The sequence below is a fragment of the Haloplanus vescus genome, from assembly GCF_900107665.1.
Classification (GTDB): domain Archaea; phylum Halobacteriota; class Halobacteria; order Halobacteriales; family Haloferacaceae; genus Haloplanus; species Haloplanus vescus.
Map to the genome: position 1 here is coordinate 1,364,001 of NZ_FNQT01000001.1, position 15,220 is coordinate 1,379,220.

Annotated in this window: 20 protein-coding genes; 8 read left to right on the forward strand and 12 right to left on the reverse strand. The window is 68.5% G+C overall.

Annotated elements, in window-relative coordinates; translation table 11 throughout:
• Positions 1-145: 145 nt before the first annotated feature.
• Positions 146-307, forward strand: a complete 162-nt coding sequence (locus BLU18_RS14825) for a hypothetical protein (RefSeq protein ID WP_176791194.1) — start codon at positions 146-148, stop codon at positions 305-307.
• Between the two features lie 63 nt (positions 308-370).
• On the forward strand, positions 371-1,231 hold the full coding sequence (locus BLU18_RS07340; RefSeq protein ID WP_092633429.1) for a hypothetical protein: 861 nt from the start codon (positions 371-373) through the stop codon (positions 1,229-1,231).
• Between the two features lie 218 nt (positions 1,232-1,449).
• Here BLU18_RS07340 and BLU18_RS07345 read toward each other — a convergent pair whose 3' ends face one another.
• From BLU18_RS07345 to BLU18_RS07355, 4 genes are read right to left on the reverse strand one after another with little or no spacing between them, the layout of a single operon-like run.
• A complete protein-coding gene (locus tag BLU18_RS07345; RefSeq protein ID WP_092633431.1) occupies positions 1,450-2,064 on the reverse strand; it encodes a hypothetical protein in 615 nt (204 codons plus the stop codon).
• 3 nt (positions 2,065-2,067) lie between these two features.
• Positions 2,068-3,747, reverse strand: a complete 1,680-nt coding sequence (locus BLU18_RS07350) for a b(o/a)3-type cytochrome-c oxidase subunit 1 (protein ID WP_176791195.1) — start codon at positions 3,745-3,747, stop codon at positions 2,068-2,070.
• On the reverse strand, positions 3,748-4,254 hold the full coding sequence (locus BLU18_RS14830) for a cytochrome c oxidase subunit II (RefSeq protein WP_176791196.1): 507 nt from the start codon (positions 4,252-4,254) through the stop codon (positions 3,748-3,750).
• Between the two features lie 15 nt (positions 4,255-4,269).
• On the reverse strand, positions 4,270-5,145 hold the full coding sequence (locus tag BLU18_RS07355; RefSeq protein WP_092633433.1) for a halocyanin domain-containing protein: 876 nt from the start codon (positions 5,143-5,145) through the stop codon (positions 4,270-4,272).
• Positions 5,146-5,317: 172 nt separating this feature from the next.
• On the opposite strand from BLU18_RS07355, the gene BLU18_RS07360 reads away from it, so the two are divergent.
• From BLU18_RS07360 to BLU18_RS14835, 5 genes are read left to right on the forward strand one after another with little or no spacing between them, the layout of a single operon-like run.
• Positions 5,318-5,497 carry a DUF8131 family protein gene (locus tag BLU18_RS07360; protein ID WP_092633436.1) on the forward strand — a complete coding sequence of 60 codons (180 nt, stop codon included), beginning with the start codon at positions 5,318-5,320 and terminating at the stop codon, positions 5,495-5,497.
• 1 nt (position 5,498) lies between these two features.
• Positions 5,499-6,278: a sulfite exporter TauE/SafE family protein gene (locus BLU18_RS07365; RefSeq protein ID WP_092633438.1), complete on the forward strand. Its 780-nt coding sequence runs from the start codon at positions 5,499-5,501 to the stop codon at positions 6,276-6,278.
• Positions 6,275-8,704 carry a heavy metal translocating P-type ATPase gene (locus tag BLU18_RS07370; RefSeq protein WP_092633440.1) on the forward strand — a complete coding sequence of 810 codons (2,430 nt, stop codon included), beginning with the start codon at positions 6,275-6,277 and terminating at the stop codon, positions 8,702-8,704. The genes BLU18_RS07365 and BLU18_RS07370 overlap by 4 nt, the downstream gene beginning before the upstream one ends.
• A 57-nt stretch (positions 8,705-8,761) precedes the next feature.
• Positions 8,762-9,613 (forward strand): MBL fold metallo-hydrolase, encoded by an 852-nt coding sequence (locus BLU18_RS07375; RefSeq protein WP_092633442.1) that lies wholly within the window; start codon positions 8,762-8,764, stop codon positions 9,611-9,613.
• Positions 9,610-9,786, forward strand: a complete 177-nt coding sequence (locus tag BLU18_RS14835; RefSeq protein ID WP_176791197.1) for a hypothetical protein — start codon at positions 9,610-9,612, stop codon at positions 9,784-9,786. The genes BLU18_RS07375 and BLU18_RS14835 overlap by 4 nt, the downstream gene beginning before the upstream one ends.
• On the opposite strand, the gene BLU18_RS07380 is transcribed toward BLU18_RS14835, so the two are convergent.
• Positions 9,779-10,738 carry a DUF5787 family protein gene (locus tag BLU18_RS07380; protein ID WP_092633444.1) on the reverse strand — a complete coding sequence of 320 codons (960 nt, stop codon included), beginning with the start codon at positions 10,736-10,738 and terminating at the stop codon, positions 9,779-9,781. The two genes, BLU18_RS14835 and BLU18_RS07380, sit on opposite strands and share 8 nt — an antisense overlap.
• On the reverse strand, positions 10,738-11,016 hold the full coding sequence (locus BLU18_RS07385; RefSeq protein ID WP_092633657.1) for a DUF5808 domain-containing protein: 279 nt from the start codon (positions 11,014-11,016) through the stop codon (positions 10,738-10,740). The genes BLU18_RS07380 and BLU18_RS07385 overlap by 1 nt, the downstream gene beginning before the upstream one ends.
• Positions 11,017-11,169: 153 nt before the next feature.
• On the opposite strand from BLU18_RS07385, the gene BLU18_RS07390 reads away from it, so the two are divergent.
• On the forward strand, positions 11,170-11,448 hold the full coding sequence (locus BLU18_RS07390; protein ID WP_092633446.1) for a DUF8106 domain-containing protein: 279 nt from the start codon (positions 11,170-11,172) through the stop codon (positions 11,446-11,448).
• Here BLU18_RS07390 and BLU18_RS07395 read toward each other — a convergent pair.
• The 6 genes from BLU18_RS07395 to BLU18_RS07420 all read right to left on the reverse strand — a co-directional run bounded on the left by BLU18_RS07395 (position 11,445) and on the right by BLU18_RS07420 (position 15,206).
• On the reverse strand, positions 11,445-13,070 hold the full coding sequence (locus BLU18_RS07395) for a bifunctional N(6)-L-threonylcarbamoyladenine synthase/serine/threonine protein kinase (protein ID WP_092633448.1): 1,626 nt from the start codon (positions 13,068-13,070) through the stop codon (positions 11,445-11,447). The two genes, BLU18_RS07390 and BLU18_RS07395, sit on opposite strands and share 4 nt — an antisense overlap.
• Before the next feature lie 70 nt (positions 13,071-13,140).
• Positions 13,141-13,467: a 30S ribosomal protein S24e gene (locus BLU18_RS07400; protein WP_092633449.1), complete on the reverse strand. Its 327-nt coding sequence runs from the start codon at positions 13,465-13,467 to the stop codon at positions 13,141-13,143.
• Positions 13,468-13,530: 63 nt separating this feature from the next.
• On the reverse strand, positions 13,531-14,061 hold the full coding sequence (locus tag BLU18_RS07405; RefSeq protein WP_092633450.1) for a GTP-dependent dephospho-CoA kinase family protein: 531 nt from the start codon (positions 14,059-14,061) through the stop codon (positions 13,531-13,533).
• Positions 14,062-14,063: 2 nt separating this feature from the next.
• Positions 14,064-14,261 carry a transcription elongation factor subunit Spt4 gene (gene spt4 / locus BLU18_RS07410; RefSeq protein WP_092633451.1) on the reverse strand — a complete coding sequence of 66 codons (198 nt, stop codon included), beginning with the start codon at positions 14,259-14,261 and terminating at the stop codon, positions 14,064-14,066.
• Positions 14,261-14,833 carry a DNA-directed RNA polymerase gene (locus BLU18_RS07415; RefSeq protein ID WP_092633452.1) on the reverse strand — a complete coding sequence of 191 codons (573 nt, stop codon included), beginning with the start codon at positions 14,831-14,833 and terminating at the stop codon, positions 14,261-14,263. The genes spt4 and BLU18_RS07415 overlap by 1 nt, the downstream gene beginning before the upstream one ends.
• Position 14,834: 1 nt before the next feature.
• Positions 14,835-15,206, reverse strand: a complete 372-nt coding sequence (locus tag BLU18_RS07420; protein ID WP_176791198.1) for a PIN domain-containing protein — start codon at positions 15,204-15,206, stop codon at positions 14,835-14,837.
• Between the last annotated feature and the right edge of the window lie 14 nt (positions 15,207-15,220).

The window sequence follows — 15,220 nt, forward strand, 5'->3', positions numbered from 1 at the left end:
AGTCTGGAAACGGAGTTTCGGCGGCGAAATCCGTGGGTCGCTCCCGAGTTGTACCCGGTTCTATGGCTGTTCGAACGTTCGAAGGGTGCGATTGAACCCCAGTAAGGAGCCGATACCTATGAGGGATGCAGGAGGATTGACAACTATGAGTTCCGGATCCCGGACGGACCGAGAGGGCGCCGAGATGATGGATACGACTGCCGCCATGGAACGGCAACTGCGAGACGCACTCGAAAGCGCGGACTCGCGGCAGGCGCGCTTTCATCTGCGGCAAGCGCTCCAACTCGTCGACGCCATCGACGAGTGAGGTGGGGCGAGTCGATACAGTGAGTTAGTAATCATTATACGCCGGGTGGACTAAAATCGGGGCATGCAACGACGCGCTGCGGCCATTTACGTCGCGTTCTTCATCGTGCTCGGCGCGGCGTCGTACTCGGTGATCGCGACGGCCAGTGCGCCGACGATTGGGTTCGAGAACCCCGATCACCGGCTCAGCGAGGGCGACCAGTTCTCGGTCGACGGCCAACAGTACACGGTTTCGTCGATTTCGGCCGAGATGTCGGGTGGCGGCGGTCACGGGGGCGCTCCGAGCGTCACTCGCTCGGGACAGGTGTCGTGGACGAACGACTCGGCCCGCCACACTCAAACGTGGGACCACGACAGTGCCGTCACGTATCAGGGCGACTCCTACCGCGTCGTGGTCGAGGATAGTGACGACCCGTCGTCCTTCGAGTTGGTCGAGGAAATCAACCGGAGCGCAATCCTGCAGGACGACCCGGCGGTCGAGGACGAGACGGTCACCGTGAACGGCACGGAGTACGTCGTCCGCGAGTCGAACGGGAGTCGGTCGCTGACGCCGGCGAGCGAGTACTTCCCAGCACCGTCGTCGACCCAGTACAGCGAGGGCGACACGCTCCAGTATCAGGGCAACGCGACCACCGTGTCCGACGTGACGAGTTCGGGCGCGACGCTTTCGTGGACGGCACCGCGGACCAACACCGTCGACGTGGGTAACGAAGCGAACGTCACGCTCAGCGGCCAGCAGTACTTCGCGTACTTCCCCGACAACTCGACGCTCGTCCTCGAGAGCGACTACGGGGTGTATCAGGAGCAGACCGAGGAGATAGACACGTACCACGAGCACACCAACGGCCTGTGGGGCGTCTCCATCGTGAGTTTCGCCACGGCCATCCTGCTGCTGGGCATGGCGTACATGCCCTCGCGGTACTGAGCGGCGCGGAGTTCTCTTTCGAGGTTCAACGTTCTTTCACCCCTCTATGAGCGACAGCAGGGCCGGGAGGAGAGCCGAACTCGCACCGATGTCGCTCCGACGGGACGGAGACGCGTAGCCACTCGTCGTCGCCGAGAGCCGCGCGTCGGGGAAAGATGTGATTCAAGCGCGGAGCGTCGGCTAAGATCGTGAGAAAAGACGCCGCCGTGTGCGCCCACTCAGCTGCCGCGAACCGGAATCTTCGCCAGTTCGACCTGGCGCTCGACCGTCTCGACGCCGTCGTCGCCGTAGACCAGTGCCACCGCATCGACGGCCCGAGGCGTCGACCCAGCCGGGATGGACCACTCGGCAGTTATCGTGCGGGACTCGCCGGGGGCGAGGCGGTCGGTGCTGGTGCGTCCGCTGACGCTGCGGCCGTCGTCGAGGTGGACGGCGAGGAGTTGGAACTCGTAGTCGGTCTCGCCGGTGTTTTCCACCTCAACGGTGAGCGAGAGCGGCCAGCGGTCGCCCGACTCCTCGCGGAGAATTGCGGAGCGGAGCGTCTCGGGGCGGTCGGTCGCTTCGAGGACGTCATCACCGACATCGATGGCCGAGTCCGGAGCCTCAGTCGCCGTCGACGTGCCGCCACCGCCGTCTCCTTCGTCGGCGCCGGTGAGCTGGCGGCGGAACAGTTCGAAGAACGTGGCCCCCTCGACGGCCAGCGGGACGCCGAGCGCGAACCCGACGAGGATACGAACGAGCGTTCGCTTCGAGAGGCCGCCGGAGTCCGCTGAGTCGGCTGTATTGGCGTCGACGGCATCACCGTCGTCGCTGGAATCGGACGGGGCGGACACGGCTTAGATCGGAATCGGCGGCGTGCCCGGCGCCAGGAGTCCGTCGCTGGCCATCGCCCACAGCGGTAGCCCGTAGGCGAGCACGATCAACAGGATGGCGACGGCCGTCCAGAGCTTCAGGTTGTCCAGAATCTTCGGGCTGTGTTCCGGTCCGGAGAGCGGGGCGGGAATGGCGCTGCTGACCTGGATGGGGTCGGCACTCCGTCCCGAGAACCACGTCCCGAAGATGACGATCAGGAAGAGGACGAGCGCCAGGAAGAGGAGCGTGCCGCCGATGGCGATCTGGAGGCGCATCTCGCTGATGCCGCCGACGACGCCCTCGAACGAGACGGCGTCGTACTGCGGTTCGGCGGTACGTCGGGGCACGCTCGCGAGGCCGGCGCGGTGCATGGCGTTCGACATGAGCGTCATGCCGACGAACCAGAGGTAGGGCTGAATCGTCGCGAGCGACTTGAAGCGCAGGCGCTTGCCCGTAATCTGCGGGAACAGCCAGTAGCCCGCGGCCATGAACGTCAGCGCCGATGCGGTGCCGACGGTGAGGTGGAAGTGCCCCGGCACCCACAGCGTGTTGTGGATGAGGTAGTTGATGTTCATGCCCGCGTTTATCATGCCGGAGAAGCCGCCGGCGGCGAACATGAGGCCGGCGAGGGCACAGCCGGCAAAGGCGGGTTCGTCCCACGGGAGTTTTCGGAGCCAGCCGAGGCGGCCCTCGCCGCCGCGCTGTCTGGCCCCGTGTTCCATGCTCGCGACGACGGTGAAGGCGGTGAGCAGGCTGGGCAGGAGGAGGAACATCGTGTTCGTCATCGCGATGAACTTGAAGCCCTCGGGGATGCCGGGGTCGACGTACTGGTGGTGGAAGCCGACCGGCGTCGAGAGCAGGAGGAAGAGGACGAACACGACGCGCGCGAGCGGGTCGCTGAACAGCCGACCGCCGGAGAGCTTCGGCAACACGGTGTACCAGATGAAGTACGCTGGCATGAGCCAGAAGTAGACGACCGGGTGGCCGAAGTACCAGAACAGCGTCCGCGTGAGCAGGGGGTCGACCTGCTGAATCAGGCCGAGCGACCACGGCAGGAGGAAGAAGATGACCTCGATGGCGACGCCAGCCGACGAGATGTACCACATGAGCATGGTCGTCAGCACCATGAACGTCTGCAGTGGGATGCGCTCGTCGGGGTTATCTGCCCGCCACTGCCAGTAGGTTCGGAACCAATCGACGCCCGCGAGCCACGAGCCGACGATGAAGAGCACGAGGCCGACGTAGAAGGCCGGGTGTGCCTGCATCGGCGCGTAGAACGTGTAGAGCACGTCCGCGCTCAGCGGAATCGACTCGACGAACCCGCCGAGGATGGTGACGGCGGTGACGAGCGAGCCCAGTAGCATCAGCCCGAACCACGCCATCGAGAACGTCGGGTTCGGGAGCGGCCTGTCGAGGCTTCGAGTCACGCCCCACGTGAACAAGCCACAGAGTGCGAAGGTCGTGAACACGAGTGCGAGGAGCACGCCGTGAGTCGTCAGCACGGTGTAGTAGTCCGTCGAACTGACGAAGCCACGGAAGTAGCCCGTGCGATGCAGGGCCTGCACCATGCCGAGCAAGCCGCCGATACCGAGGGCGAGGAAAGCCACGCCCATGTTCCAGCGAACGATTCGTGCGTCAGTCGGGAAGTCGTCGACGTATGCCATTTAGCTACCCTCCGAATTGTACTCGTCCTCGGGGACGACGACGAGTTGGCCAGCCATCGTGTGATGGCCGCCACCGCAGTACTCGTGACAGACGATGCCGTATTCGGCGGGCTCGTCGAAGCGAACGGTGACCTTGGCGACCTGTCCGGGAATCGCCATGGTGTTGACGTTGGTGCCCGCGAGTTCGAAGCCGTGGATCACGTCCGCGCTCGTGATGTAGAACGTCACTTCAGAGTTCGCCGGGACGCGAATCGGCTCGCTGGTGCCGGGCTGGAAGAGGAACTGCCGCGCGACGACGTGCACTTCGTAGGAGTCCTCACCGACCTGTGTCACGCCGGGGTCCGCAAACTCGGTATCGCCGAGCGACCCGGGGTCGACCGTGCCGCCGGAGTCGTCAACCATCTTCACGCCCGCGCCGACCGCACCGTAGGTCACCGTCCCGATGAACGCGACGATGAGCAGCAGTGCAACGACCGTCCAGATTTTCTCGTAGCGATGAATTTCCATGTCTGACACCTCCAGTTAGCCGATCACCGTCGGTCCTCCGCCGAGGAACTCGACGAAGTACATGAACACCCAGAGCAGGCTGATGATGCCCAGGTAGATGGCGATGAGCGTTGCCGTCCCGTACGGGTCGTAGTCGTCGTGGCCGAGGTCGCGGACGACGCCGGACTCGAACACCGACTCGGTGGGCGTCCGCGCGGCCATCGACTCGGATTCGTCGCCGGTCGTGACCTCGTCGTAGTTGAGGAACACCCACGCCGTGACGCCGAGGACGACGGCGATGGCCGCGGCGACGGCGCCGCCGAGCAGTTGGAAGGCGAAGGTGAGAGCGGGTGAACTGCCGCCGGCCGATTCGCCGCCACCACCGCTTTCGCTGCCACTGCCGCCACCACCGCCGCCGGCGGTTCCACCGCTCCCGCCGACGACGACGGCGCCTTTCATCCCGAGTGCGAGATGCGGCTGACAGTAGTACTTGTAGACGCCCTCGGTTTCGAAGGTGTGCTCGTGGCTGAATCCGGAGTTCTCGATGCTCTCGACACCGCCCCAGTCCGCGTCCGAGGGCTGGTCTTCGATGAGGACGTTGTGCGTGTCCGACACCCACTCGAAGGTTATCGTCGTGCCGGGGTCGACGCGGACGGCGGTGGGCGAGAAGGCGTACGACCCGCCGTTGCCTTCCGCCCCGACGTCGACGGTGATGGCGTCTTCGCCCGTGCGGTCGACGGTGCCGTCGAACGTCGCCGTCTCGCCGCCGGTGCTACCGCCGAACCAACCGCCGTAGTCGACGCCGCCCTGTGCAGTCGCGGTTCCGGCGCCGACCACCCCCGCGGCGACGCTGCCGGCGGCGGTCCGGAGCGCCGTCCGGCGCGTGACCCACGGTTCGTCGTCGCCGGTCATGGGTACGGCCTCCCGACGCGGTCCGGACGCCGCGTCACGATTCGTCGGTCGTTACCGTCAGCTACCACCATATCACCCACCTCGCTACTTTGGGCTTATAATACGGGTCGGCGATTTTCGAATCGTTGGAATAGCGGGGGTAGTTATTAGCACGGCCCGCCGACGCGCCAGTATGGTTTCCGTACACCGCGTCCCACTCGTCGGGCTCTTGGCGTTGCTTCCGGTGGCAGTGTACGCGCTCTCGGTCGACCTCATCGTCGCCGTGGCGCTCGTCAACGTCGTCCTCATCGCGGGGAGCGTGACTGCGATGTTCATGCCCAGCGAGTCGACGGCCAAGGCCAGCGCCGCGTAGGATGCACCCACTCGCCGGCGCGTTCGCTCCCGCCGACGACGCGGGACTGGTCGTCTTCCTCGCCATCGGCGTCCTCGGCGGGGCGCACTGTCTCGGGATGTGTGGCCCGCTCGTGACGCTGTACGCCGACCGCCTCGGTGCGGAGGGGGGCCGCGACCACCTTGACTGGCACGACGTCCGCCAGCACCTCCTGTTCAACGCCGGGCGGACGGCGAGTTACACCCTCGTCGGCGGCCTGATGGGAGCGCTCGGCGCCGCCCTCTTCGACGCCGCCGCCGTGGCCGCCGTCGCGACAGACGTGCGCGCGGTCACCGGCGTCGTCGTCGGGAGCGTCATCGTCTGTACGGGCGCCGGCTACCTCGTCCGCGGGTCGGTCCGCGGCCGGTCGCTCCCCGTCGTCGGCAGCGTCTTCTCGCGGGTGTACGGCGCCCTGACCGACCGCGTCGACGAGTGGGTCGGCGGGCCGCGCATCGTCGCCCTCGGCGCGCTCCACGGACTCATGCCCTGTCCCCTGCTCTACCCCGCCTTCCTCTACGCGCTCGCCGTCGGGTCGCCGCTGCGCGGGGCGCTCTCGCTGGCCGTCCTCGGCCTCGGCACCGTCCCGACCCTCCTCGCGTACGGCACCGTCTTCCAATCGCTCGATGCGGGGACGCGCGTGGGCCTCCACCGGGCGCTCGGCGTCTGCTTTCTCGCGCTGGGCTACCTGCCGCTGGCGCGAGGGTTGGCGCTGTTCGGCGTCCCCCTCCCCCACCCGCCGATTCCCGTCTACCAGCCACTATGACCTGCACGCTCTGTGACCTGCCGACGCCCGACCCGCCGGTGAGCGACGACGACGTGGCGGGCACCTTCTGCTGTCGGGGGTGTCTGGAGGTGGCGCGCACCCTCGACGACGTGGACGCCGCGTCGGTCGACGGCCCGGACGACGTGCGCTCGGCGCTCGGCGACGACGACGAGTCCGCGGACCCAGCCGACACCGAGGCGGCCTTCGTCGCCGTCGACGGCATGCACTGTGCCACCTGCGAGGCGTTCCTCGAAGCGCGCGCGACGGGCCACGAGGGCGTCGTCGACGCCGAAGCGTCGTACCCCTCGAACCTCGTCCGCGTCGTCTACGACCCCGAGCGTCGCGACGAAGACGACCTGCCGGCCTTGCTCGACGGCGCCGGCTACCGCGCGCGGCCCGTGGACGAATCGGGCGAGGACGACACGACGGAGACGGTGGGCCGCCTCGTCATCGGCGGCTTCTTCGGCATGATGACGATGGCGTGGTACGTCCTCTTCCTCTATCCGACCTACCTCGGATTCGACGCGCTGTTGCTCGACGTGACCGGCGTCGCCGGCCAGTACCTCCTCTGGAACGTGTGGGTGATGACGAGCGTCGTCCTCGGCTACACCGGCTACCCGATTCTCCGAGGGGCGTACGTCAGCCTCCGCGCCGGCCAGCCGAACATGGACCTGCTGGTGGCGCTCGCGGCGGGCACCGCCTACGTCTACAGCACGGCGACGCTCCTCCTCGGCGGCACGGAGGTGTACTTCGACATCACGACGGTGGTCGTGCTGGTGGTGACGCTGGGCGGCTACTACGAGACGCGCCTGAAAGCGCGGGCCGCGGGGCAGTTGACGGAGCTCACGGAGAGTCGGGTGAGCCACGCCCGCCGGCGCACCGCGGACGGCGAGGAAGTGGTCGACGTAGAGGAGGTGACGGCCGGCGACGAACTCGTCGTCGGCGCGGGCGACCGACTCCCGGTCGATGGAACGGTGGTCGAAGGGACCGCCGCCGTCGACGAGTCGCTCGTGACGGGCGAATCGGTGCCCGTCCGGCGCGAGGTGGGCGACGAGGTTATCGGCGGCGGCCTCGTCACCGCTGGCGGCCTCGTCGTCGAAGCCGACGAAGGCGCGACGAGCACGCTTGACCGTCTCGTCACCCACCTCTGGCGCGTCCGCAGTTCGCGCCCCGGCGTCCAGCGACTCGCCGACCGCCTCGCCGCCGTGTTCGTCCCCGTCGTCGTCCTCCTCGCTCTCGGCGCTGTGGCCGTCCACCTCGCCCTCGGCGCGGCGCCGAGCGACGCCGTCCTGACCGGGTTGGCGGTGCTCGTCGTCTCCTGTCCCTGCGCGCTGGGACTGGCGACGCCGCTCGCCGTCTCGGCGGGCGTCCGGGAGGCGCTCGATGCGGGAATCGTCGTCACCGACGGCGACGTGTTCGAGCGCGCGCCCGAGGCGGAGATTCTCGCCTTCGACAAGACGGGGACGCTGACGACGGGCGAGATGTCCCTCCACGACGCCGTCGGCTCCGACGAGGCACTGGCGCGCGCCGCGGCCGTCGAGTCGTTCGCTGACCACCCGATGGCCCGAGCGGTGGTCGAGGGGGTGGACGCCCCCGACCGACGCGTCGACGGCTTCGAGCGCCACCCCGGCCGCGGCGTGAGCGGCGTCGTCGACGGTGAGCGCGTGACCGTCGGGCGCGCGGCGCTGTTCGAGGACGGCGAGATTCCAGACACCTACCGCGAACGCTACGAGCGAGCGGTCGAGGCTGGGAACGTCCCCGCGTACGTCGGCTGGGAGGGGAGCGTGCGCGGCGTCGTCGTCGCGGGCGACCAGCCCCGTCCGGAATGGGAGCGCGTCGTCAGTTCGGTGGCCGAGGACGTGGCTCGCGTCGTCGTCATCACCGGCGACGGCGGCGAGGCGGACACCGACGGGACCGCCGCGCGCTTCCGCGAGCACCCCGACGTGGACGACGTGTTCACCGGCGTCCCGCCCGAGGCGAAAGCCGAAGTCGTCGAGCGCCTCCGCGAGGACGGCACGACGGTGATGGTCGGCGACGGGAGCAACGACGCGCCGGCGCTGGCGGCCGCCGACCTAGGTATCTCTCTGGAGAGCGGGACGCGCCTCGCGGCCGACGCCGCCGACGCCGTGGTGACGACGGACGACCTGACCACCGTCCCCGAGGTGTTCGACCTGACCGCGGCGACCAATCGCCGGGTCCGCGAGAACCTCGGCTGGGCGTTCTGTTACAACGCGCTCGCGGTGCCCGCCGCCGCCCTCGGCGTCCTCAACCCGCTCGTCGCGGCGGTGGCGATGGCGACGAGCAGTCTGCTGGTGGTCGCCAACTCCGCCCGCGGACTGGGCCACGGGAGCGCGGACGACTCGTTGGCAGGGGGCGACCCCGAGGCGAACGCACTCGGTCACGCGGGGGCGACGGCGGACGATTGAGGTCGGCCAATACCGAACCACGACCACTAAGAGCGCCCGGGCGCAACCCCCGGGCGAATGCGGGTGACGCTACTCGGAACGGGTGATACGACCGGGACGCCGACGGTCGGCTGTGACTGTGCCACCTGCGAGGGGGCACGTGACCGTGGCGTCGAGCGCTCGCGGTTCTCCGTCCACATCGAGAACGAGCGGACGGGCGAATCGCTCCTCGTCGACTGCAGCCCCGACTTCCGCCACCAGTTTCTCACGCAGGACGTGTCACTCCCCGACGCCGCGCTGGTGACGCACATTCACTTCGACCACCTCGACGGCCTCGGGAACGCCTACCGCGTCTTCGACCACCTGCCAGTCCACGCCGCGGACGTGGTCGACCCCGTGACCGACGAGAGCGTCGCCGACACCGTCCGACGGAAGTACGACTACCTCGACCGGGTGTCGGTCCACGAGCAGACGCCACACGACACGTTTCGCGTCTGCGGCCTCGACGTGCAGTTCGTCCCCGTCGACCACCCGCCGCTCCTGTGTTACGGCGTCGTCGTCACCGACCCGGAGACGGGCGCGAAGTGTTCCATCACGGGCGACACCAGCTACGATATCCCCGAGGAGTCACGGGCGGCACTTGCCGACCCCGACCTGTTGCTCGCGGACGCCATCGTCCCCGCGTCGTCGGCCGAACACCATCCGCAGGGAGGGGCCCATTACGACGAGAGCGGCGTCCCGCGGACGTTCGGGACGAAACACATGACCCGGGAGGGGGCACTCGCCCTCGCTTCGGAACTCGGCGCCGACCGAACGCGGCTGGTCCACCTCGCTCACTACTACCCCGCCGAGGAGGCCTTCGCGGAGCCACTCGCCGTCGACGGCGAGCAGTACGACCTTTACCCCTCGGCGGCGGAGGAACGCACATGACCGTCGTCTCGACGCTCGGACGCGGCGCCGCCAGCGGGCTCTCGGGTGCCTTTGTCTGGGTCGCCGTCTCGGTGCTCGCGTACGGCACGCCGGCCCCGCGCCGGGCCGCGCTCTTCGGTGTCGCGCTCGGCCTTCTGGTCGCGCTCACGACCGCAGTAGCGAAAGTTAGGTGAAGCGGTCCAGCCCTGCCTGCCGACGCGCCACGCCCGCCGGGTCGGCGACCCACGGCGTCCGCGCGTCGCGCAGCGCCGCGGTGTCGACACTCGGCGCTTCGGCGGCCTCGAAGTGCGGACACGACGACCCACAGTCGCTCCCGGGGTCAACCACGGCGTCGAACGCGGTGCAGTAGGGGCGGCCATCATCGGTCGGGTCCATCGCCGCACACCCCGGAAACTCGTCGGGGCGCCATCCCTTGCCGTAGGCTCGCTCGGCGATAGCGCGTCGCTTGCGCGCCTTCGCGGCCGTCGAAGCGACGGCAACGTCCGTCCGGAGCGGACGCTCGTCGAGAGGTTCGACGCCCGGTGCTCCGGTGTCGATTGGCGTCGGCTCCCGGACGACGGTCAGGTCGTCCGTCTCGGGGTCGAACCGCCAGACGCCGACCGCGTCGGGGATGCGGTTCAGGTGCGCGCCGGTCACGTAGCTCTCGGTCGCGAGAATCACGGTGTCGAAGAGGCCGAGCGACACGTCGCGGCGCAACTGCCACTGGAGGTCGCCCGGCCGGTCGAGGTCCGGTTTGTTCTCGATGCCGACGAGGTGGCCAACCCAGTCGGGGTAGCGCGTCGTCGCGCGGACGTGCCGGCGACTGCCTCGATGCTCCGTCTCGAAGAAGCCCACGTCGACGGCGCGGTCGGTGACGCGGGCGGCGACGCCGGGGGAGCAGTCGAAGGCCTCGGTGGGGTCGACGGCGCGTCCGGGGCCCACGTCGCTCTCGACGGCGCGGGGCGGGATGGTCCGACTCGTGATGGCGGCCCGGCGGTCGAACTCGGGGCCGGGGACGACGCCGCAGACGTCGACGACGCGCGCGCCGGGGTCGGCGACCGACGCCCCGAGCTGGCGACCCAGTATCCACTCACGGGTTCGCTCCAGCTGTGCGCACAACGCGAGTTCGAAGGCGTACTCCGACACTAGTCGTCGACGATCACTTCCACCGGCTCGTCGTCGGCGTCGTCGATGTCGGTGTCGCTCTCGCCACCGCGCTCCTGCCAGAGCAGGACGGCGGCGACGATGACAACGATCCAGGACCGCCAGTTGGCCATGTTCAGCGAGTAGCCGATGCCGAAGGGCTTCTCCACGACCATGCCGTCGCCCGGCTTCCAGTGCGACGAGACGAGACGCCCGAGACTCGGGCGCTCGAAGTTGTAGGGGATGCCGAGAATCGATCCGGATTGCGGCTTGTCTACCATGCGCGAGACGTACGGTCTCCCGGGATAAATCGTTTCGGCTCGGAGCGAGAGACGACCGTCGATGGCGATATCGACACACCCCGTATCGTTCATTATCGACCGATTCAGACCTCAACGCCAGCGTTATCCCGCTCGCGCGGCAAAGTAACGGTAATGGCCCCCCACACGGCCCCGTCGCCCGCGAGCGTCGACGCCCGCCCGCGCAAGGCGACCCTGTTCTGTCCGGAGTGTGGCCACGCCAGCCCAGTCGACGGCGACTGGGCAGTTCGAACGCTCGGCAACAGTCGACGACTGCGCTGTCCCGAGTGCCAAGCCGTCGTCGACGAACGGCGACGCTCTCGCGACGAGGCTCCCGCCGTCGAGCAGTGTGTCGACGCGTGGCGACGCTACTGGTCGGCGTGGGCGAGACTGGTCGCCGACGCGACGCTCTAGGTGTAGCGCCCGCGACCCTCGATTTTCCGCAGTCGCGTCAGGACGGATTCGTCGCCGACCGCCGCGTAGCCGTCCTCGAAGGCGTCGAGGAGGGCGTCAGCGTCCGCGGCCGACACCGTCCCGCGGACGCTCCCGCCGAAGACGTGACAGTCCATCGCGTGGTCCTCGACGTGCCCGCTGTGGTAGCCGAGGCCGAAGTCGATGAGATAGCAGCGCTCGCCGACGCGGACGTTCCGCACCGTGGGGTCGCCGTGGACGAGGCCCGCCTGATGGAGCGTCGCGAGATGCTCGCCGACGGTGCGCGCCGTCTCGGGCGAGAGCGCCGCCCCGAGGTCACAGTCGCCGACGGCGTCGAAGGTGAGCGTCGCCTCTGGCACGTCCACGTCGCGAACGACGGGTGTCGGCACGCCCTGCCGCCGCGCCTCGCTGGTGAGTCGCGCCTCCGCGACGGTGCGCTCTCGGCGCAGGCGGGCGTCGAGTTCGGGGTGACGGTAAGACTTCGGGACGCGGCGCTTGACGATTCGGTCCGGCGCCCCGTCCGCGGTGCGTTCGACGCTGACGACGGCCTCGGCGCCGCGTCTGGCGGGCGCCGCTGACGGGTCGAAGGAGACGGTGGGTTCGCCCGTCCGCCACGTCACGTCGACTTCGTCGGGGCGGAAGTTCGGGTCGATGGCGGAGTCCTCGATTGGGAGTCGCTCGCCCGCGACGAACATCTTGGCGCCGAGGACGGCTATCATCCCCGCGTTGTCTCGGAGGTAGCGGGCGTCGGGCGCGTAGAACTCGGCGCCGCGCTCGGCACACATCGATTCCAGCATCTCGCGCAGGCGGGCGTTTTGCCCCACGCCGCCGCCGAGGACGAGCTCGTCCGCGCCGGTCAGCGAGAGGGCGCGTTCGGCCACCTCGGCCAGCATGGCGAAAATCGTCTCCTGGAGCGAGAAGCAGACGTCCTCGACGGGTGTCCCCGCGTCGTATTCGTCTTTGGCGGCGCTCATCAGGCCGGAGAAAGAGAAGTCCATCCCCTTGACGACGTAGGGCAGGTCGACGTACTCGCCGTCGGCCGCCGCCTCCTCCACCTTGGGGCCGCCGGGGTGAGACCAGCCGACGTGTCGGGTGAACTTGTCGATAGCATTGCCGACGCCGGTGTCCATCGTCTCGCCGAGGACACGATACCGGCCGTCGTGGAAGCCGAGGAGATGGGCGTTGGCGCCGCTGGCGTTCAGGCAGACGGGCGCGTCGAAGCCGGAGCCGTGGCGCCCGATTTCGAGGTGGGCGACCATGTGGTTGACGCCGACGAGGGGCACGTCCAGCGTCCCCGCGAGGGCGCGGGCCGCGGTGCCGACGATGCGCAAGCAGGGGCCGAGTCCGGGGCCGCGGGAGAAGGCGACGGCGTCGATGGGGCCGTCGGCGGCGTCGAGAGCCGCCTCGACGACTTTGGGGATGGCCTCGCCCATGTGTTCGGCGGCCTCGCGCGGGTGAATGCCGCCGCTCTCGGGCTGGTAGGCGTCGGTTTCGATAAAGGGTGGGTTGGCGTCGAGCGGCGCGGGGTCCGCGGGGTCGTACTCGAAGACGGCGGCGCTGGCCGCCCACGCGGTGCCCTCGATGCCGAGCACGCGGACGGTCATGGCAGTCGCTGTGCGCGGGTGGTCACGAGCTGACCACACGACACCGCGTGGTCAGCGGGCGGCGTCACGTCTACGCTTCTTCCGCTTCGGCGTCGGCCTCGTCGGCCTCCTCGCCGTCCGGGCTAATCTTGTTCCGGTCGAGCATGTGGTCCTGCTCCACGTCGCGGGCGTGGTCGGGGCTCTCGTAGACCTTGGCGAAGCCGATGGTCTTTCGCATCCCGAACTTCGTGTCGAGTTCGCGAACGACGACTTCCGCAGAGTCCTTGTTGAGCTTGGCCGCGAGACTGTCACGAACGGAGAGCCGCGAGGGGGTCTCCTCTTCGTGCGTAATCTGGAATCTAACGTCCGTCCGGTGCAACATGGGGTTCTCGTCTTCCTCGATAATATCGATGTCCATCGTTCAGTTACCTATACGTGGTCCCGAACTGGACAAAAGGATTACGAAGCGTGCGACAGCGCTCTAGCGGGTGTCGAGACGGGCAAGCACGGCGTCGGTGTCGCCGGTCATTCGCCCGAGGAGGTCACGGGCGCGGGCCTGCGTCTCCTCGGTGACGGGGACGAGCACCATCCCCTCGCCGGGTTGGCCGTAGACGACGGCGCCGCCGCGGGGCGTCGCGAGGATGGCCGGCAGCGCCGCCAAGTCCTCCTCGCCGTCGACGCCGATGACCGTCGGCGCCTCGCGGTCGAGTGCGTCGAGCAGCGCGTCGATGAGGTCGCTGGAGAGCGTCGCCGGCGGGTTCGACACCTCGATATCTGGGTCGGGCAGCCGTTTCGCGACCGAGTCGTCGACGCGTTCGCGCTCGGTGTGACCGTCGATGAGCGCCACGTCCGGCGGGTGGTCGGTGGCGTAGAGGTGCGCGGTGACGACGTCGCCGACGGCGACGAGTGGGCGGCCGGCGCCATCGGCGTCGAGCAGGCGCTCGGCGTCGGTGAAAAGAGGGCCGAACGGCTCCTTGAACGCACCCCGGAGGTCGTCGGGGAGTTCGAGCACGGTCAGCGGACCTTGAGCGCGTAGCCGCCGGGTTCGGAGACGTTCATCTCCTCGGCGACTTCGGACTGTTCCGGGTGGGTAATGATGACGTAGCCCGCCCAGTCCTCCGTGAGACTCGACGACCCGCAACTGGCGCAGGTCTGCGTGTCGGGGTCGTTGATGAAGTGACACTCACGGCAGGCGAGGCGGTCCTCGGCCATCAGTTACCCTCCATCTGTGCCTCGCGCTCTTGGCGCTCCGCTTCGAGCCACCCGTGCTTGCCGAGGCCGGGCTGTTTGGCCGTCAGCCCAATCTTGCTGTCACGGGGGTTGCGCTCGTCGATGCTCTTGGTGACGATACGCACCCGAATCTCGTCACCGACGCCGAGGGTGCGGTTCGTCTCCGTCGAGGCGAGCTGCTGGTTCTCGCCGTCGTAGGCGAGATATTCGTCGGAGATCTGTGAGACGTGGAGCAGGCCGTCGACGGGACCGATCCCGACGAACGCCCCGAACTCGACGACTTCGACGACCGTCCCGTCGACGACCTCCTGCATCTGTGGATCGAAGGTGATGGCGTCGAATTCGGCCTCGTAGTAGACCCCGGGGCGGTTGGGCAAGACGGCGCCGTCGCCGATGTCGTGGACGTTAGTCACGCTCACGATGCTGCCCACCTCCTCGTCCATTCGTCCTTCGAGCTTGTCCTGGAGCAGGCGCTTCACCCGCTCGGGCGTCACGTCGGCGAGGTGCCGCGGCGGCACTTCGACCGTGTCTTTGAGTCGTACCCGTTTGTACATGCTAAGGTTGTGTTATGTTCAGTTTGTTCCGACCCCTTAAACCGATTACCCGAACGCCGCGTTCGAGCAGGCGGTCACGCAAGGGGCGGTCATTCGTCACGACGTACGCGCAGTCGTCTCGCTCCGCGAGTTCGACGAGGGCGTCGTCGGCGTACGATGCGTCCGTCTCCACCACGCGACACCGCTCGGCCAGGTCCCGACCGACGCTGGCCGCGGTCGCTTCTTCGCCAGCACCCGACGCCAGACGGTCCAGCTCCGCGAGCACCGCTCGCGGCGTCACGAGGTCGACCTCGTTCAGACCGAGCAGACGGTCGAGTTCGTCGAACACGCGAACGTCGCACTCGACCGGCATCATGAGTGCGCTGGTGTCCACGGCGACAGCTGGCG